We start from the raw sequence: 20721 nt of genomic DNA, 5'->3' as shown, positions 1-20721 counted from the left end.
GTTGAAAATTATTTTAGTTATTTATCATACAATTTATTATATAAATTGATGTATTTTTCTTTAATAAATTTTCTTTTTAATTTTAAGGTAGGGGTTAATTCTCCTCCATCTACCGACCATACATTGGGGGTAAGCTCTATTTTTTTAATTTGCTCCCATTTCCCTAAATTTTTATTTACCTTTTCAACATCTTGCATGATTCTATCTTTAATTATCTTATTATTGACAATTTCTTCCGGCGAAGCAGTAGAATTTAATGGTAAATGTTTATAACTAATATATTTAGAAATAAAATCAAAATCAGGCTGTATAAGCGCACAAGGCATTTTTTCTCCGTCACCAACTACCATGGCTTCTCCTATAAACCGTGATTGCTTAAGGTTATTTTCTGTTACTTGTGGAATAATATATTTTCCTCCGGAGGTTTTAAATATTTCTTTTTTTCGATCGGTAATTTTCAAGAATCCATCTTTCATATAACCTATATCTCCTGTCTTAAGCCAACCGTCTTCCGTAAATATTTCTTTGGTTTTTTCTTCATCTTTATAGTACCCTAAGAAAACATTCGGCCCTTTGGTTAGTATTTCTCCGTCCTCTGCAATTTTAACCTCATATCCGTCTAATAAAGGCCCCACCGTTCCTAATCGGTAGACTTCATCATTTATACCGTTTACTGAAATAACCGGAGACGTTTCTGTCATTCCATATCCTTCCGTAACGAGTAACCCCGCGGCAGAGAATACTCGACAAAGATTCTCAGATAGCGCGGCACTTCCACATATCATTAATTGAAGATTATTACCTACTGCTTCTCTCCACTTTTTAAATACTAAAGCATCTGCTATTTTATGAGAAAGGCCTGCCGGTTTGAAGGGTTGATATTTTTTAGCCACATTGAGTGCCCATAAGAAGATTTGTTTTTTAATCCAACCGGAAGAAGTTCCTTTATTATATATGGATGCATACAATTTTTCAATTACTCTCGGCACCACTAGAATTACATCAGGTTTAACTTCTTTAAAGTTTGAAGCTAATTTATCTATACCTTCTGCAAAATATATCCCATAACATTTATACATAAAGACATAGACTACCATTCTTTCTAATATATGACTGATGGGAAGAATACTTAAAATTCTGAATTTCTCATCATTTTTCATTAAAAACCTGGTATGGCATCCCATTACATTGGATAGTACATTTCCATGTGAGAGCATAACGCCTTTGGGTCTTCCTGTAGTTCCGGAAGTATAAATCAACGTCATCCATGTATCGGGTTTTATATTATTTTTTAAAGTTTCAACATCTTGTTGATTGGATTCCTCTTCACCCTTTTCTTTAATTTCCGACCAATGGGGAACTCCTTCTATCTCATCGAAGGTAAAAATATTTGAAAGCGAAGGGCAATTTTCCTTTATATTTTGTACTTTATCATATAACTTTTTGTCAGAAATCAGACAAAATTTAGCTTCACTGTTATTGAGTATAAATGTTAAATCGTCATCGCTCATGGTTGGATATATAGGAACACTTACCGCTCCTATTTGTTGTATGGCAAAATCCATAATCATCCATTCTGTTCTGTTTACTGACGTAATTAAAGCTATTCTGTCTTCAGGTTTAATTCCATATTTTAAAAGACCTCTACTAACTTGGTTAACCTGATCTATAAGCGATTTTGTTGATATTCCTTCCCAAACTCCATTTTTTTTTGATGATAAGGAAACTTCAATCGGCCTATTTTCTAATTGATAATATAAAATGTCAAATAGCCTAGCGACTTTCATTATGTATTCATTTTAAAGCGCGAAAAATACAAAAAAATAATATATTAGCAAAAATCATCTTTTTTCTTGATTTGTTAATTAGAAATAAAAAATCAAGTTTTCTATCTTATGTAAATGAAAACTGACTAAAACTTATTAATTAGAAATAATCAGTTTTCATAATTTAACTTTTTTTAAAATTCAATATTTTTATTTACCATTGGAATAAAGGCCTAGAATCCATTAAAGCATTGACTTCTTTTTTTACTTTATCTATCACCTTTTCGTTTTCCGAATCTGTGATAACTTCATTTATAAAATCCGCTATTTTTATCATATCGTCTTCTTTGAGCCCTCTGGTGGTTACCGCTGCAGTTCCCAATCGAATACCTGAAGTTACAAATGGACTCCGGTCATCGTAAGGAATCATATTTTTATTACATGTTATGTCTGCTTTTTCTAATACTTTTTCGGCAGCTTTACCTGTAATATTTTTATTGTGTAAATCAATTAGCATGAGATGATTATCAGTTCCTCCTGAAATTATAGTGAAATCTCTTTCTATCAATGCTTGAGATAAAGCTTCGGCATTTTTAACGACTTGATGGGTATAAGCAAGGTATCCATCACTTAATGCTTCAATGAAAGTTATCGCTTTAGCTGCTATTATATGCTCTAAAGGGCCGCCCTGAGTTCCCGGAAAAACAGCTCCATCTAGCACTTGTGACATCATCTTTATCTCTCCTTTAGGCGTTTTATGTCCGAAGGGATTTTCAAAATCTTTACCTAACATAATCATTCCTCCTCGTGTACCTCGTAATGTTTTATGAGTTGTAGTGGTAACTATATCACAATAAGGTAGAGGATCACTTAAAATTCCTTTAGCTATTAATCCTGCAGGATGTGAAATATCAGCCATCAATATTGCTCCTATTTCATCTGCTATTTCTCTAAATTTTCGATAATCAAAATCTCTGGAATAGGCTGATGCTCCCACTATGATCATTTTAGGCTTTTCTCTCCTGGCTGTTTCAATCATATCTTCATAGTTGATGCGCCCATCTTCTTTATTTACTTTATAAAAAACCGGGTTGTAATTTATTCCTGAAAAATTAACGGGAGAACCGTGAGTTAGATGTCCGCCATGGGCTAAGTCTAACCCCATTACTTTGTCACCGGGTTTTAAACAGGCTAGAAATACGGCTGCATTTGCCTGTGCTCCGGAATGCGGCTGAATGTTTACATAAGAAGCACCAAATAACTTTTTAGCACTTTCTATGGCGATTTCTTCTATTTGGTCTATTACTTCACATCCTCCATAATATCTCCTTCCCGGATATCCTTCTGCGTATTTGTTTGTTAATACAGATCCGGCGGCTTTCATTACTTCATCGCTGACAAAATTTTCTGAGGCTATCAATTCAAGCCCTTTGGTTTGTCTTTGTTTTTCTTTTTCGATCAGTTCGAATATTGTTTTACTTTCCATAACATAGTTTACTTTATTTTCTATATGATTTTTCCCAATTCCATGCATCTTTAACCATATCTTCTAAAGAATACTTGGCTTTCCAATTTAATATTTGATTGGCTTTATCGCAACCGGCATAGATGCTTTCTACGTCTCCATTTCTTCTGCCTCCTATAACATAAGGTACTTTAACCTTATTAACCGCTTCAAAGGTATTTATTATTTCTAAAACAGAATTACCAAGCCCTGTTCCTATATTAAATACATCATGCGACAAATCTCCTTTATCTGCCAGTAAATACTCACAAGCATTTACATGAGCTTTCGCTAGATCAACCACATGAATATAGTCTCTTATGCATGTTCCATCGGCGGTGTTATAGTCGTTACCAAATACTGTCAATTCTTTTCTAATTCCAAATGCTGTTTGTGTAATAAATGGCATTAAATTACTGGGAATTCCTTTCGGCAATTCTCCAATTAAGGAAGATGAATGGGCTCCTACCGGGTTAAAATATCGTAAAGAAAGTGCTTGTAAGCTACCCGTTGCTGAAACTTTTTCTATTATATCTTCCGCCATTTGCTTGGTACTTCCGTAAGAAGATAGGGCTTTTTGAATTGGAAAGGTTTCTGTAACAGGTAATTTTTCGGGCTGTCCATATACGGTTGCAGAGGATGAAAAGACCAATTTTCTTACCTTAAATTCCTTCATAACTTCCAATAGGTTCATAAGAGATATTAAATTTGACCGGTAATAGGTAAGAGGAATTTCCATAGATTCTCCTACTGATTTTTTAGCTGCAAAATGTATACAGGCAGAAATATCGTTATTATCCGTAAATACTTGATGTAATTTATTATAATCACCTATATCGTATGAATAGAATTTGGGTTTACATCCCGTAATTTTTTCTATTCTTTCTAATATAAATAATTCTGAATTACTCAAATCATCTATAATTATCGGTTCAAATCCTGATTGAATCAATTCAACTACCGTATGAGAACCTATGAATCCTAAGCCCCCAGTAATTATGATTTTAGTTTTATTCATAAGTCATGAAATTTATCTAAATATTTATTTATAATTCTTCACTCTTTTGATCCTGCTTTTATATATTACATCCGTAAGCATAGGTACTTCTTCCACTTCTACGTTATAAGTATCTAAGCCTAAAGCAGCGGTATCAGATATTCCTATATATTTGACCATGTTATAAAAGCGTAAGATAAACCTTTCTTTTAATGAAAACAAATATTCTTGATTGAAAACTCTATCTATAAGAATATATTTAAAATCTGCAGGAATATCATATTTTTTCAAAGATGGATAATTGCTTGACAAATCTATCTTTCCTGAGATTTTTAAATCTTCAAGTACCTGACTAAAATAAATATTTATTAATGGAACTACTTTGAATCCTAATTTAAAATTAACTTTGTATAAGGTATTGGGTATTAATTCTAATACATCATATTCAAACGTATAAGGGTTTGTATCATTTTCAACTCTAAGGAACCAATAGTAATCTGCTCTTTTAGGGTTTTTATTGACTATGGAAAATAAAATTTTTGCTTCTATTTCTTCTGATTTACCTGCTCTACTTATATATACTAAATGGGTTGAATATTTCGATATGTCTGTATCAGTTTTCATATCTTGTATAATAGGTAGATAAGGTTTTATATTTACGTATTGTACGTATTTATTCTTCAATTTGCGTCCATTATACCAAATGTACATAGAGAAAGCAATCAAACCGGCTAACATCATGGTAATCCATCCGCCTTCTTCAAATTTCAACGCATTGGCATAGAAAAATCCTCCTTCAATGATAAAATATATGATTGCAAATAGTAAAATAAAAAATATATTTACTTTTTTGCTATATAAATAGAAAAGTAATAAAATGGTTGTCATCAGCATGGTGATGGTAATTGCCAAACCATAAGCCGCCTCCATTTTAGAAGATTCTTTAAAATAAAATACTACAAAAATACAGGATATGAGTAAACCCCAATTTATGGCCGGAACATACATTTGACCTTTTTCATGGGTGGGATATTCAATTTTTTGCCTCGGCCAAAAGTCCAAAGACATAGCCTCGCTAAATATAGTATAAGATCCAGTTATTAAGGCCTGGCTTGCTATAACCGCTGCCAAGGTAGCCATCCCTACTCCAATGATTACAAAGTTATCGGGCATCATCATAAAAAATGGGTTTCCTCCACTAGCTGCTTCTACAGGATGAGACAGAATCCATGCGCCTTGTCCGAGATAGTTTATGATTAAACAAATTTTTACAAAGCCCCAACTTATCCTGATGTTTTTAATTCCACAATGTCCCAAATCGGAATATAATGCTTCGGCTCCGGTGGTACACAGAAATACAGCACCCATAATTAGTAAAATCATATGTTTAGCTTCTAATGCAGTTTCTGCACTGTCTCTCACAATAAGCATTAACTTAACAGCGTAATAGGGATTTATTGCTTTTATTACATATAAATTAGGTATAAATTGAATAGCACCCAGTAGTAATAACATGATAAACCAGAGGGTCATGATCGGTCCGTAAAATTTACCTATGGACTGGGTTCCAAATTGTTGAACGACAAAAAGAACTATAAGTATAAATATGGTAATGGGTATGACTTCTGTATTGGGATTATAACTTTTAAGTCCTTCTACTGCCGACATAATGGTCATTGAAGGAGTAATTACCCCATCAGAAACTAATGTTGCGGCTCCTAAAATGGCTACTATGTACAGCCATTTATTCTTCATCTTTTTGACCAGCGAATACAACGCTAGAATTCCACCTTCTCCATTATTATCAGCTCGTAACGCTATTACCACATACTTTAGGGTTGTTTGCAATGTTAACGTCCAAATGATGCAAGATAAAGCCCCTATGATAAAATCTTCTGAAATATGATCTGTGTGATTGGCGGCAACTATGGCTCTCATTACATATAATGGAGAGGTTCCTATATCACCAAAAACTATCCCGATGGTAACTACTAAACCTATAAAAGTAAGTTTAGATTTCTTAGAATCAATCTGCTGCACAATTAGTTATTTTAATTTACTACTAATTTGCAAAGTTATATTTTTTTTTAAGTTAAATTTTTTTATATACTGTTAATTTAATTAAAATAGAACCGGAAATTTAGCTCATTAATTTAACTTCAATGTTGCCAGTACCGGATAATGATCGGAAATAGTAATTGTTTTATCTACATAACATTGCATCGGCGTAAAGTTATTACTTGCAAATATATAATCAATTCTGATGGGATAATAATAATCATAAAAAGTCCATCCTAATCCTTTCCCACTTTCTTCAAATACATCTGTCAAATCTTTTTTCAAGGTAAAATATTCATACGATAAGGGTACCGAATTTAAGTCTCCACACACAAGTACGGGATAGGGTGATTCTTTTATATATTTTGAAAGTAAATCTATTTGAACTTGATGTTTTTGAAAACCTTTTATTAATTTTTCCGTTATCAGTTCTAAATTATCTCCAAAATGTTTTAGGCTGTTGGCTTTGAATAAATTTTTAGAAAGATTCATAGGTTCTAAATATATGCTGAAACATCTTATTATATCCTGATCTTTCTGTATATCTACCAAGCATGCAAATCCATTACCCGGCAGTATTATTTTTTGTTCATTTATAATGGGATATTTTGATGATATGCCAATTAAATCAAAGGCTGCATTATAGCGTTCAGCTAAAAATATTTCTTTTGATCTCCACTGTCTGGTATAGATTTCGTGAAAAAATGCAATGTCAATATCTTTTTGATGAATATAGTTTTCCAGGGATCGTAAGTCTTTATTATCGTTTGCATATCTAATATTATAAGTTAAAATTTTAAGTTCATTATTCCGAATCGGTTGATTATTCAATTCCCCAAAATGAACGTATTTTTTTATAGGAAACAGTAAAAAAAGGGTGATAATAAAGAATGGTACAAAAATTAATTGTCTTTTAATAAGCCAAAATATAGTGAACAAACAATAAAGAGCAATTAGTATGGGATATATAAGAGCCAGTAAGCCTAAATATGGAAATGTCTTGGGTTCAATAAATTTATTAAAATAAGTCAGAAACAGTAAAATAGCTATACTAAGATGTATTATAAGAATTAGATAATTTAATTTGCTCTTTTTTATAAACATCATATTCTTAAATATTTCATTTGGAAGAATTAAATAAAAATTCTTTTTCCTGTTTCGTCAAACTATCATATCCGCTTTTTGAAATTTTATCCAATATAGTATCGATCTGTTTTTGTTTCTTTACTTTGTTATAATTAAATTCTTCATCCGATAAAGGTCTGGAGTGATGCGATGTATATTGCTTTTTATCGCTTTTTTCAATTTTAAATTTAGGTTTATCTAGTTTTTTAAAATAAGCTCCGACATGGCTGAAAATCTTCTTAAAATTGGGAATAGGAAATACTAGAAAATCATTTCCTTTTTGGAAAGACTTCATATAAAAAAAACCAAAACTTGCAGCTGCTATTCTAGCTATAAATACTCCGATAAGTTCATTATAGTTGAGCAAATTAACAACATCAAAAAGCACAAACACTATTCCAACGACATAAAGAGGTAGTTGATAGGGTATGGGAAATAGGGATATTTGCATTTTTGGATTGTATGAAATTATTGCAAATAAGCAACTATAAACACCCAACATCCCACCTTCTAAAAGGGTATATTCCTGATCGGCAACTACATTTGTAAGTAAAAAAGCTATACAACCGATTAAATTGCCATAAATGAAAAATTTTAAAAAACTTGATCCACTAAAATATATTCTGAAAATTTTTTCCACGAAATAAATAATCATTGCGGCAATTAATAAATCCCAAAGATTAGTATATATAAATGGAAAGGTTATAATAGTCCAAATAAATGGAAGAAAATTATTTACAGAAACCAAAACATATGAGGTTATTGAAAAATCAAACGTTTTAATTAATAAAAAGTTTAAAATCCAATAAAAAAATGAAAACAACACAGAGATGAAAATGAGTTTAATTCCTTCTGTTCCATTTTTATAATAATCCCATATATTTATCATCTTTTTGTCCATACAACTGATTTAATTCCAACGATATCTGTTTTTTAGCCAATGACGAGTCAAAAAATATCCAAAAACGGCTCCTCCCAAATGAGCGAAATGTGCTACATTATCTCCTTGCGATTGTTGAATTCCTAAATATAATTCTAATAAAACCATTATCGGAATAAAATATTTAGCCTTCATTGGTATCGGTGGAAAGATTAACATTAATACGGAATTAGGAAACATCACTCCAAAGGCTACTAAAATCCCATAAATGGCTCCACTGGCTCCCACCATTGGGGTGACTAAATCTACATATAGCTTGCTTGCAATGTATTGATTAGTCCCTTGAGGCAAAGTATTCAACCATGCATATGCTTTTTGTTCCACATTATTATTTGCTATTTCATAACTTAATTTTGCGTATTTGCCAACTTCGTTTAAAGGAACATTGGCAGACACTAAAGAATCATACACTTGCTTGAATTCAAAGTAATTAACTAAATTGAATAAAGCAAAAGCTCCTAACCCACAAACGAAATACAAGATCAAATATTTTTTAGCTCCTAAAGACTGTTCTACAGCAGATCCAAACATCCACAGGGAAAACATGTTGAAGAAAAAATGTGTAAATCCTCCATGCATAAACATATGAGAAATTATTTGATACCAATGAAAATTGGGGGATAAAGGGAAATATGCTCCAAAAAGAACCGTGAGATCTATCCCGCGAGTAGATAATATATATGTTGCTATAAAAAACAGAGTGTTTAATAGTAAAAGATTTTTAGTTACCGCTGGTATGGTTCTATTCATTATTTTAAAAAATTAATTGTTCTAAATGATGGTTATTAATCGAAATTTGGCATGGGCAATATTTCATAATTTCTTTTTCCAAAAGGATTAAATTTAGGACATCCTAAAGTTATGAAATTCTCCCAAATAGGTAAGAAATGAGACGGTTGTATAAATTCATTTCTTTTTCTGGCAGAAACTTTTGAAATTGTTTTACTAAAAAATATAGAAAATTCTTCTTCGGAATGTTCTGATAATTCACTTAATAAATAGTCAATTAATTCAATTATTTTTTCTTGCATAACATCCGATGGTATTGCTGTTATCGTCAGTAAATCTTCTTCAATTTCCATATCCAAACCCTCTGCAAATAATGCGGTTTTAATTGAATCTAATTTCTCTTTTTCAAGATCATATACTGGTCTTTCTATGGGAAACAATAATTGTTGACTTAAGACATTCCCTTTCGAGTTTTTGATATGATTTTCATATAAAACTGTCTGATGTATTCTATAGGGATCTAAAATCCATACATTGGAATCTTTTTCAGTAATCCATCTCCCATTGGATAATCGTAATAGTGAGGATTCGGTGATAGTTTCACTAGGATTATCAAACATTTCAGAAGTTAAAATTTCTTGTCTGGAAGATGCATATAATTCGTTCAAATTGACTTTTTCGGCACGTGATGGTTTACCGGGTTTGGTATCAAACGGATTATAGGATGAATTAATATTTATTTTAGGTTCAACAACGGGAATATCTTTTTTATTTAAGGAAAAACTCCAATCAGGATTTTGATCAAAATCTAAGCTTGGAACAACATTATAAACCCCAAGGAATTTTTTTATGGCTGTTCTTAATAATGCATATATTGACGCCTCGTCTTCAAATTTAATTTCTGTCTTAGTCGGATGAATATTAACATCTATTCTTTCCGGATCAATCTGTATATAAAGAAAAAATGAAGGCAAAAACCGTGGCGGGATCAATCCTTCAAAAGCATCCTGTACCGCCTTATTTAAATAGGTCGATCTAAAAAACCTTTGATTAACGAAAAAAAATTGTTCACCTCGTGCTTTTTTAGCACCTTCCGGTTTTCCTATAAATCCATTTAATTTTATCCAATCTAATTGTTCTGCAATTGGGATTAATTGATGTTGAATTTTTCTGCCGAAGATCTCTGAAATTCTTTGCAACAAACTTCCTGAACGAAGTCTGAACATTTCTTCGTCATTATTAAATAATTGGAACTGTATATCTTCATGTGCTAAAGCAACTCTATGGAATTCATCTAAAATATGTCTAAATTCAACGGAATTGGATTTTAGAAATTTTCTTCTTGCCGGCACATTAAAAAATAAATTTTTAATTAAAAATGTGGATCCTACTGCTGTATTTACGGGAAGTTGAGAAATGATATCTCCCCCTTCAATAATAATATGAGTACCCAATTCATCTTCCTCTTTACGAGTTTTTAATTCAACTTGAGAGACTGCTGCTATGGAGGCTAATGCTTCTCCTCTAAAGCCTTTGGTATGAATATGAAATATATCTTCTGTAGTTGTTATTTTTGAGGTTGCATGTCTTTCAAATGACATTCTTGCATCAGTTACGCTCATTCCCACCCCATTATCAACTACTTGAATTAGATTTCGACCCGCTTCTTTTATGATAAGTTGAATTTGCGTTGCTTTTGCATCGATAGCATTTTCTAAAAGTTCTTTTACTACAGAAGAAGGTCTTTGTACTACTTCTCCTGCCGCTATCTGATTGGATACATTATCCGGAAGTAAGTGTATTATATCAGGCATACTACAAAGTTATTAAAACTATTAGAAACCTCATCGCATCCTTTTACTAAATAAAAAAATGAAAGAACAATTATTTAATTAGCAATAATTTAAAAAATACTAAATTTATTTAACAAAAATTAATCAGTAGCCTATCTCTTTCAAATAATATGCTTTTTTATTGGTAAATTTTTTTCTTTGTTATAAAAATCAACAAAATTTTCATACCCGATGTATTTACATAATAAATCTAATATATGTCGGTTGGGTTCTCCTGTCGCTTTTTCTCTTCCTCCTATATATTTATCGTAATATCTTATAAAGGTCTTTTCACTAATACATGTCTTATATTCTTTTTCGATTTTAGAGGAAATATGTTTTGAAAGAGGAGTTTTCAACACAAGTAACGATTCTTTTTTAGCTTTATTAAAAGCCGCATAAACTATCTTCTTAATTACTTCTTTATATCCCATACTTTAATTCTAATAGTTAGTTAATACCTTTTTGCAACCAATAAAAAAAGAAGCAAAATTTGTTAAATGTCTTTAAAAAGTCTTTAGTATGTCTTTATTTTACTTTATATTATCAGTTACTTTGTATTTGAATTTTGTTAGTATATTTCACAGCAAAGGTACTAAATGTATTCTAATAAGGAATAAACAAGTAGTAGTATTTTAATAGATTTGGGAAGCCTATTAAATATCTGCCACTTAGTATTGCTTGCTTCCCTAATGCATAACTGTATTTTAAATGCTAGAAAACAACTAATTAGTTATCTAAAAATTTTTAGATACATTTTTTATTAAGTAAAAATTAAATAAACAATAAACATGAAAAAAATATCAATATCTATAGTAAGTTTATCTTTAAGCTTATTTATAACATCATGCAACGACGATTATAGCGATATCCCAATGCAAAAAACTTTATCTGCAGAAAATACATTAAATAGTCAGACACATAAAGAGGAAAATAATTCCGAAAATACAGAGATTGGAATTTATAGGATTGATATGGATATTAGTGGAGAAACTGCTCAGAATCCCGTAAGAAAAATGGATATTAGCGGGGAAACTGCTCAGAATCCCGTAAGAAGAATGGATATTAGTGGAGAAACTGCTCAGAATCCGGTAAGAAAAATGGATATTAGCGGGGAAACTGCTCAGAATCCGGTAAGAAGAATGGATATTAGTGGAGAAACTGCTCAGAATCCGGTAAGAAGAATGGATATTAGTGGAGAAACTGCTCAGAATCCGGTAAGAAGAATGGATATTAGTGGAGAAACCGCTCAGAATCCGGTAAGAAGAATGGATATTAGCGGAGAAACTGCTCAGAATCCGGTAAGAAGAATGGATATTAGCGGAGAAACTGCTCAGAATCCAGTGAGATAATTCATTCTAATTCTAAAAAATGATTGAATTTCAAAAAAATAAAATATTTTAATTCTATCTATATTTTATAGATATTTATACGGCAAGGAATACATGTATTCCTTGTCTTTTTTTTACTTAATAAATATATAATTCTTAATACATAATAAGTTTCAATATTATAAGTTAATATTTTTATATTTAGTAAATAATGAAAACTTATATTATATATTTATCCTATATTGTTGTTTTATTGCTATATTTTCCTTCATGCAAAGATTTTACTATACGAAAAAAGAAATCTGATAGTTCAATTAAAAAATCAAAAATATATAATACTCCTTTTACTTATTATACTAATGAAACCATTCAATTAACGTATAAAGAAATATATAGGCTAAAAAAAGAAAAGAATAATGGACTTTTAGCCAATATTTATTTTCAAATGGGTCATTATTATTTAAACAAAAATAAAAGTGATAGCTCATTTTATTATTTCAATCATGCAAAAGAAGCCTATTTACTTGATAATAATAATGTCTTTATCGGTAAAAGTTTAATAGATATGGCCATCATCCAAGCGAATGAAGGAGATTACATAGGAAGTGAAGAGACCGCAGTTGAAGCATTACGATATATTAAAAAAACTCAACATAATGCTTCCTTATCTGCTGTATATAATTGCTTAGCCATATCTAAAACTGAACAAAAAGATTACGATCAAGCCATAAAATATTATAATTTGGCTTTAAAATTTTCAACCAGTAAAATATCTGTTATCAACATAAAAAACAATGAGGCGGTAGTTAATATTAAAGCCGGAAATTATGATAATGCCATTAAAATTTTAACTAAGTTAATTAACGATCCCTTTTTAAATAATCTCCCCCTTCATAAAGCTCGTATAACTGATAACTTAGCTTATGCAAAATGGCTCGATAATCCAAACTATAAGGCGGATAAAGATCTTTATCAAGCCTTAAAAATAAGAGAAAAAGCATCTGATTCCATCGGACAAATTGCTAATCATTATCATTTATCGGAATACTATGAAAAAACAAGCATTAAAAAAGCTATTTTTCATGCAAATAAAATGTATGATATTGCTTTAAAATTAGGGAATATAGATGACCAACTTGCGGCGATGCAAAAAATTATTCTTTTAGATACACCTTCTACACATGAAAAAAATTATTTTAATTCTTATATTAGATTAAATGATGAAATCAATTTTAAAAGAATTCGAGCCAAAAACCAATTTGCTTTAATTCGTTATGAAGTAGAACGTAATAAAGAAGAAAATGCATTACTGAAAGCTGAAAACGCTCAAAAAAACTATTTGCTATTACAACAAAATGTAACGATTGGTTCTATTATAATTTTAGCATTAATAATTGTAATATTAGTAATATTTTGGCATAAAAGAAGAAATGCTAAATTTAGACAAGAAAAAATTGAAGAAGTCCATCGAACCAAATTGAAATATTCTAAAAAAATCCATGATGAAGTAGCCAATGGTATTTACTTTTTGATGGTTCAACTTCAAAATAATTCAGATGTAAAACCAACAAAGATAATTGATGAATTAGACCAATTATATCTTAAATCAAGAGATATCTCGCATGATTCAGATTATAAAATTAGTTTAAATGAAGAATTTTCAATTACTTTACGAAATATGATTAAACCTTACGGTTCAAAAGATACCCGAATAATATTAATTGGTAATGAATCCCATATTTGGGATAATATTCCAAACAACAAAAAAGAGGATTTATATTATATCCTTAAAGAATTAATGACTAATATGAAAAAACACAGTCAAGCTGATATTGTTACATTAAAATTTAAAAAAGAAGATTATATCATTTCCATTGAATATTCAGATAATGGCGTGGGTTTTGCCGGCTCAGGTGCCAAACCACTCGCAGATTTAAAAAACATAAATGACAGGTTACACCCAAAAAAAGGTCATTATATTATTGATCGCAACAAAAAGACCGGCTGCTCAATAAAAATTTTATATTCTATATCTAATTAATAGTAATGTTAAAAAAAATACTTATTTCTGAAGATTTTGACAGTTACAACATAGGGATTAAAAAAACTGTTGAGGAATTAAAAATTCCTATTATTGACCAGGCTTTTTATTGTGATGATGCTTTACTTAAAATCAAAAGAGCAATTATGGATCATGATCCCTATGATCTATTAATAACCGATTTATCTTTTGCTTCTGATTATAGAGAACAAAAATTGGAAGGAGGCGAGGATTTAATATTAGCAGCTAAAAAGGAACAACCTGATCTTAAAGTTATCGTTTTTTCGATTGAAAATAGGTTTCATAAAATTAAATCTATGTTCGACAGGTATAAAATTAATGGATTTGTAACCAAAGGCAGAAATGACACCAAAGAATTACATAAAGCAATTATATCGGTAAATCAAAATGAAACCTATATTTCCAACGATAATTACAAAACAACTCAAAATAATTTATACGAATTATCGGAATATGACATCAATTTATTAAAATTACTTTCTCAAGGAAATACTCAAAAAGAGGTGGAACAACATTTAAAAGAAAATCAAATTGTGCCTAATAGTGAAAGTTCAATAGAAAAGAGGCTTGCCTTATTAAGAGCATCTTTTAATGCAAAAGACACTAAACAATTATTAAGTTTAATTATTGAATTAGGGATAATTTAAAAGTTTTTGAGTTTTAGATATTTTTTAGTTTATACGCTTTAGTAGTGTACTTTTTATCTTATGAAACAAAATTCCAGTCTTTTTTAATCTGTTTTTAAAATAATGAATTCTTATGGAAAACATATTTTATAATACAGAAGTAATTAATTTTTTAATATATATATATTTAGAAATTTACTGATATGAATCTTTAAATTCCTTAAAAGGAATTTTTAATTGAAAATTCTTTGGTATATCATTTCCTAAATCCGATTCCGAATTTTTAATGCTTACCCCTATCAATCTAATTTTCTTATCCAAGTCAAGTGAATAGAGTAATTCCAGAGCAATTTTATAGAGTTGAGGAAAATCCGTTATAAAACTCGTTATGGTTTTACTTCGCGAAATTATTTTAAAATCAGAGAATTTTATCTTTAAAGTAACGGTACGGCCTTTAAAAGAATTTTTATTCATTCTGTGAATTACATCTCTACAGATAGTTTCTAATTCCGCATACAATCGAGGTAAAGAATTTGTATCTTCCATAAATGTATTTTCTGAACCTACTGATTTTCGTATTCTATTGGGATTTACTTCCCGATTATCAATTGCTCTCGCATTTAAATAGTATAAACTCCCGTGTTTACCAAATAGCTTTATAAGATCTTCTTCAGATTTTTTTTTCAAATCTAAACCGGTATTAATTCCTATTTGATGCATTTTTTCTGCAGTTTTTTTTCCTATTCCGAAAAAATCTTCAATTTTAAGGTTCTCAACAAATTTCTCTGCTTTTTGAGGAGTAATTATAAATAAGCCATCGGGCTTATTATAATCAGAAGCTATTTTTGCAAGGAATTTATTGAAGGATACACCTGCTGAAGCTGTCAATCCGGTTTCTTTAAAAATCTTATTTTTTATTTCCTTTGCAATATCCCTTGCAAATTCCATATTTTTAAAATTATGGGTTACATCTAAAAATGCTTCATCTAACGATAAGGGTTCTACTAAATCGGTATATTGAAAAAAAATGTCTCTAATTTGTTTTGAAACAGAACGATAAATCTCAAAACGGGCGAAAGTAAAAATCAGGCCGGGACATCGTTGAATTGCTTGTTTGGAGGACATTGCTGAACGAACGCCAAATTTTCTTGCTTCATAACTGGCTGCAGCAACTACTCCTCTTTCTCCTGCAAATCCAACGGCCAAAGGTTTCCCTCTAAATTCCTCATGATCTCTTTGCTCGATTGAGGCATAGAATGCATCCATATCTATATGAATTATCTTACGCACAATGACAAAGTTACAAAAGGTGTTTACTTAAAATCAACAAAAATATTATTTTTGTGTAAACTTTATTTATATGTTCCAAGTTATATGATCCGTTTTTAAATAAAATACAAATACGTTAATCAAAATATTATTAAATTTACCTTTTATTTTAATTGTTACAATTAGATTAATTATTATAGTTTTGATTTTGTAATTCATTCACTCTAAATAATAGTTGTATATTTTCAAACATTTCTTATTGGAAAGTATAGTAATATTAGTTTTGTTTAATTTATACTATAATTTTAAAAAGTTAATTTATTAAAATCTATTAAATAATTGTATATTTATCATTTAGGATTTTTTATTAAAACCTTTTGAAAAAAATTATACTTTACATAAAAAATAATGATATCATATTTCAGTATTTTCAAATTAAAATATAGTTACTATAAAATGTAACCATTTTATAATAAAAAAGTTATAATATGTTTTATAAAATAAAATGGCATGATTTATGACGAAATTATTTTTTAAAATTTTTTAAAAAATTTTAGCTATCCATATGAAATTATATTGTTTAACCCTCATATTACTTATTAGTTTACTAAGTTGTAAGAAAGAAGATAACAAAAAAATAAACGCTATACCTGAAAAAAATGTTACTAATGTAACTTCTATTTCAGACACAACCGGCACACATCATAATAATTCAAAAGATACTACTATACATCACGGTAAAAAAGATTCTTTAACTAAACCTGCTCATCCTAATAATAAAAATTCTTATAAATCAGACAGTGTCGCTAAGAAAAATAAAGATCAAGATAAATATACCGAAACTAGACATAATCATAAAGGAATCATAAAAGATTCCTCAGATAAATACTATATATATTTATCCTTAGATGATGGTCCTCAGTTACCGGGCACGCATAATTGTAAAAGTATCTTGGAAAAGTACAATGTTAGAGCTACTTTTTTCATGATAGGTGTTCACAATACGGGAATAGTAAGAGAACAGTTAGTGGATTCCATAAACAATAATCCATTATTTATCGTTTGCAATCATAGTGATACCCATGCTAATAATAAATATAGTTTATTTTATAAGAATGCTAAAAGTGCTCTACAGGATTTTTTACGGGCTGAAAGTAAATTAAATCTTAAACATAAAATAGCTCGACTTCCCGGCAGAAATACTTGGGCGGTTAATCATCAGATTAAAGGCGAATCTTCTGCGTTTAATGTTGCCAAAAAACTCGACTCTATAGGTTATTCTGTATATGGTTGGGATTTGGAATGGAGATTTGTTCATAGTAACATTCCGGTTGAAAGTGCTACTGAAATGATAAAAAAAGTTAAAAATACTTTGAAAAACGGTAGAACACATAGTCCTAATTCCATAGTAATTCTAGTTCATGACAGAATGTTTGATAAACCGCAATATGCTGATTCTTTACAGAAATTTATTTCTGTATTGAAAAGCGATAAACATTACATATTTGAAACTCTTGATAAATACCCTATTTTATCTTTAGAAAAAAATTAATTATACTTTTTCTATTAGTTTTTTAAATAAATATTTGCTTAAAAATTAGTAGTGGATTTTAGTATTAATTGTATTTAAATTTTAAAAATTGTTTATTTTTAGTACTAAATACTTTTATAAGGATTTTTTATTTTCCGTTATATTGATTCATAGTATTATTTAAACCTGAAAAAATAAAAGATAGTATTGCATCTGTACTAATATCGATTCTTTCATTAAGAACTTTTTTTTCATCTTCGTTCCACTCCCCTAAAACATATTCAATTTGTTTACCTTTTACATAGTTATTACCGATTCCAAAACGAAATCGCGGGTATTGTTGCGTTTGTAACTTTTCTTCGATACTTTTCAATCCATTATGACCCGCACTGCTTCCTTTGGATTTTATACGAATAGTACCAAAGGGTAGGCTTAAATCATCACAAATAATTAAGCAATTCTCGAGCTTTATTTTTTCTTTAGTAACCCAATATTTAACTGAATTACCGCTTAAATTCATATAAGTATCGGGCTTTAGAATAAAAGTTTTTCTCCCTTTATATGAAGTTTCACAAACTTGACCGAAATTTTGTGCTTTAAAACTACCTCCAAGTTTTTCAACTAATCTATCAACCAGTAAAAAACCTATATTATGCCGAGTATTGCTATATTTTTCTCCTATATTTCCTAAGCCTACAATCAGGTATTTATTCATAAAATTTCGATTTTTGTCGTACTACTATAAGAAAAAATCAGTATTTTTTCTTATAGTATTTTTTTATTCTTAAAAGTTCAAAAGGAAGTTTTAAGGAATAAGAAAATTTAACTTTGGAATCTCCCACATCTCTCCAGGCTTCTAGAGGGATTTCTTTTGCTCTCTTTTCAACATTTTCTTTACCAACTATATTCATGAATTTAAAGAAAATTTCTATATCAAAACTCCAATTAGATATAAATGGATCAGCAAATATCTTTTTAGCTATATCTTGAGAGAATGCTTTGGCTCCACATTGAGTATCATAAACCGGCAAATCTAACATGGTACTGGATAAGGTAGCAAAAATTCTTCCAATTAAATGACGATGCAATTTTCTTTTTATTTGCGAACCGATTCTTCTGACTCTTGATCCGAATACAAAAATAATATTTTCGTTCATGTATGAACATATACGACTATATTCTTCAACAGAAGTAGCTAAATCGGCATCTAAATATCCTAAAATATCAAAATTTTTCCACATAAAAGCTTCATTGATCCCGGTAAAAATTGCTGCTGCTTTCCCTGCATTTTGCTTTTTATCAACAACTAAAACTTTATCTGGAAATTTTTGATACAATTCATTTAATATTTTTAATGTTTGATCCGAGCTGCCATCATTTACAAAACAAAATGAAAGATTATTTTCTTCTGCTAAACTTTTTTCAAATTCTTTGACAGGCAACCTGAATTCTTCATTATAACAAGGAACAACTACACAATTAGTTTTCATGATTTATATATTATATATTAATTATTTAATTATGATCGCTTTTTTATTAAAATATTCTGCCATGGATGCATTATAAAAATGTTTTGGATCATGGCTTAAATCAGAATGATATATAATTAGTGGTTTTGTTTGAATTGGTGATAAATATATAGTATCTTCTTTAGATTTCTGAATAATCTCGTATCTTTCACGAACTTCTTCTTTATATTTTTGGGCTTTACCACTAACGATATCATCGTATGAATTATAAATATTATTGCTTAAATCATATACTTCATTATCTCTAATGGCAAAAATATAACCTAAAACTAAAATTAGCAAAGAAATATTTAGTAAAAAACGTGGCACATGTATTTTACTGATGAAAGGTTCTCTGATTAATTTGCAACATATAATCATTACAACAATCAAAATACTTAAAAAGATTACATTGACCGTGCGTAGTGGCGGATAACTTCCTAGAGTATATATACTTGGAAAGCATCCGATAAATATGAGAAGTAAAAATAAAAGTATATAAAAATAATAAGGAAGTGAAAGTAAAGAAAATCTCATTTTTTGTAATGATTTTCTAAAGCTGTAAAAAGCCAAAAATATAATTAAAAATGAAAGGGCTGCATATCTAATAATTATAACTGTTGTTTTTCTGAGAGATCTTAAAATAATTTCCGTAAAGGAATAAGGATTAAACACGGAATGAGAACGTTCGTGATTTCCCGGTGCTATTAATATAAAAATCGTTAACAGGAAAGTCCAAAGTAATAGATAAAAATATATAGTAAATAATTTTCTAGTTTTAAAAAAGTTATAAGTAAACAATAAAAAATTAAAGATCAGCAAATAAATCATGGATATTTCATTACAGCCTATAATAAGAAATATCAATAAATAGAGAAATACATTCCTTAATTTTAATTGTTCGGTACTCTTAGCACAAAATCCTATATAAAATAGAAATAATATATTGCCTAAATGATAGGTAGCAGAACCGGAAAGCCAATAAAAGGCTGAATTAATCCCGGGTAATTGAAATATATAAATAAAAGAAAATAACGAGGCCAGTTTAACAGATAAGATCTTATCTTTTACCAGTTGATAAAACATAAAATAGGAAGCAAAGATAAAAAGCAAGATCATCAACACAGAAATCATTCTATATCCTAAGAAACTTCCCCAATGGATGGGATCTGTAATTAAAACCGCAGTAGCTGTATATCTACTCCCCCAATGCATATATTCATAATATTCTATACCCAAAAAAGTATCTTTATCTAATTTTATAGCGTAATTAAAATCATCCGCCGAAGGTTCATTAAAAAAAGAAAGATATAGCAATGGAAGGGTTGCCACAAATAATAATAGGATAATGAGTTTATCAAAAATACTAAATGTGCGCGATTGACTCATGTAATACGTATAAAATAAAATATTGGATAATAAATGCGAAGATACATTTTTTTT

At 29.6% G+C, this 20721-nt stretch carries 17 protein-coding genes; 4 read left to right on the top strand and 13 right to left on the bottom strand.

The window, feature by feature from the left end:
• Positions 1-17 precede the first annotated feature (17 nt).
• The 9 genes from GYM73_RS01770 to GYM73_RS01730 form a co-directional block, all read right to left on the bottom strand.
• Positions 18-1787, bottom strand: a complete 1770-nt coding sequence (locus tag GYM73_RS01770) for a long-chain fatty acid--CoA ligase (RefSeq protein WP_220233963.1) — start codon at positions 1785-1787, stop codon at positions 18-20.
• A gap of 193 nt (positions 1788-1980) precedes the next feature.
• A complete protein-coding gene (gene glyA / locus GYM73_RS01765) occupies positions 1981-3252 on the bottom strand; it encodes a serine hydroxymethyltransferase (protein WP_220233962.1) in 1272 nt (423 codons plus the stop codon).
• A 13-nt stretch (positions 3253-3265) separates the two neighbouring features.
• Positions 3266-4288: a UDP-glucose 4-epimerase GalE gene (galE, locus tag GYM73_RS01760; RefSeq protein WP_160542673.1), complete on the bottom strand. Its 1023-nt coding sequence runs from the start codon at positions 4286-4288 to the stop codon at positions 3266-3268.
• Positions 4289-4312: 24 nt separating this feature from the next.
• The gene (locus tag GYM73_RS01755) at positions 4313-6307 is read right to left on the bottom strand and encodes a KUP/HAK/KT family potassium transporter (protein ID WP_255466928.1); all 1995 of its coding nucleotides are present in this window, start codon (positions 6305-6307) and stop codon (positions 4313-4315) included.
• A 108-nt stretch (positions 6308-6415) separates the two neighbouring features.
• The gene (locus GYM73_RS01750; RefSeq protein ID WP_220233961.1) at positions 6416-7432 is read right to left on the bottom strand and encodes an endonuclease/exonuclease/phosphatase family protein; all 1017 of its coding nucleotides are present in this window, start codon (positions 7430-7432) and stop codon (positions 6416-6418) included.
• Positions 7433-7445: 13 nt separating this feature from the next.
• The gene (locus tag GYM73_RS01745; protein WP_166005535.1) at positions 7446-8351 is read right to left on the bottom strand and encodes a rhomboid family intramembrane serine protease; all 906 of its coding nucleotides are present in this window, start codon (positions 8349-8351) and stop codon (positions 7446-7448) included.
• A gap of 9 nt (positions 8352-8360) precedes the next feature.
• Positions 8361-9140: a rhomboid family intramembrane serine protease gene (locus tag GYM73_RS01740; protein ID WP_220233960.1), complete on the bottom strand. Its 780-nt coding sequence runs from the start codon at positions 9138-9140 to the stop codon at positions 8361-8363.
• A 35-nt stretch (positions 9141-9175) separates the two neighbouring features.
• A complete protein-coding gene (mutL, locus tag GYM73_RS01735; RefSeq protein ID WP_220233959.1) occupies positions 9176-10933 on the bottom strand; it encodes a DNA mismatch repair endonuclease MutL in 1758 nt (585 codons plus the stop codon).
• 140 nt (positions 10934-11073) lie between these two features.
• Complete coding sequence (locus GYM73_RS01730) at positions 11074-11385, bottom strand: hypothetical protein (RefSeq protein WP_220233958.1); 312 nt, start codon at positions 11383-11385, stop codon at positions 11074-11076.
• A 357-nt stretch (positions 11386-11742) separates the two neighbouring features.
• Between GYM73_RS01730 and GYM73_RS01725 the strand changes: the two genes are divergently transcribed.
• From GYM73_RS01725 to GYM73_RS01715, 3 genes are all read left to right on the top strand, one after another.
• Entirely contained in the window at positions 11743-12303 is a 561-nt protein-coding gene (locus GYM73_RS01725; protein ID WP_220233957.1) for a hypothetical protein, read from the top strand.
• A gap of 190 nt (positions 12304-12493) precedes the next feature.
• Positions 12494-14323: a hypothetical protein gene (locus GYM73_RS01720; protein WP_220233956.1), complete on the top strand. Its 1830-nt coding sequence runs from the start codon at positions 12494-12496 to the stop codon at positions 14321-14323.
• A gap of 5 nt (positions 14324-14328) precedes the next feature.
• Positions 14329-14991, top strand: a complete 663-nt coding sequence (locus tag GYM73_RS01715; RefSeq protein ID WP_220233955.1) for a response regulator transcription factor — start codon at positions 14329-14331, stop codon at positions 14989-14991.
• A 174-nt stretch (positions 14992-15165) separates the two neighbouring features.
• On the opposite strand, the gene dinB is transcribed toward GYM73_RS01715, so the two are convergent.
• Entirely contained in the window at positions 15166-16260 is a 1095-nt protein-coding gene (gene dinB / locus GYM73_RS01710) for a DNA polymerase IV (RefSeq protein ID WP_370625966.1), read from the bottom strand.
• Between the two features lie 544 nt (positions 16261-16804).
• On the opposite strand from dinB, the gene GYM73_RS01705 reads away from it, so the two are divergent.
• Complete coding sequence (locus tag GYM73_RS01705) at positions 16805-17791, top strand: polysaccharide deacetylase family protein (RefSeq protein WP_160542683.1); 987 nt, start codon at positions 16805-16807, stop codon at positions 17789-17791.
• Between the two features lie 127 nt (positions 17792-17918).
• Here the strand turns inward: GYM73_RS01705 and pth are convergent, their stop codons facing one another.
• Genes pth through GYM73_RS01690 form a run of 3 tightly spaced genes read right to left on the bottom strand, consistent with a single transcriptional unit; the run spans position 17919 to position 20667 of the window.
• Positions 17919-18485: an aminoacyl-tRNA hydrolase gene (gene pth, locus GYM73_RS01700; protein WP_220233954.1), complete on the bottom strand. Its 567-nt coding sequence runs from the start codon at positions 18483-18485 to the stop codon at positions 17919-17921.
• Between the two features lie 37 nt (positions 18486-18522).
• Entirely contained in the window at positions 18523-19260 is a 738-nt protein-coding gene (locus GYM73_RS01695; RefSeq protein ID WP_160542685.1) for a glycosyltransferase, read from the bottom strand.
• A gap of 21 nt (positions 19261-19281) precedes the next feature.
• Positions 19282-20667: a DUF6056 family protein gene (locus GYM73_RS01690; RefSeq protein WP_220233953.1), complete on the bottom strand. Its 1386-nt coding sequence runs from the start codon at positions 20665-20667 to the stop codon at positions 19282-19284.
• Positions 20668-20721: the final 54 nt, after the last annotated feature.

Source organism: Apibacter sp. ESL0432 (assembly GCF_019469225.1).
GTDB lineage: Bacteria > Bacteroidota > Bacteroidia > Flavobacteriales > Weeksellaceae > Apibacter.
This window is presented reverse-complemented; position numbering and strand designations above follow the sequence as displayed.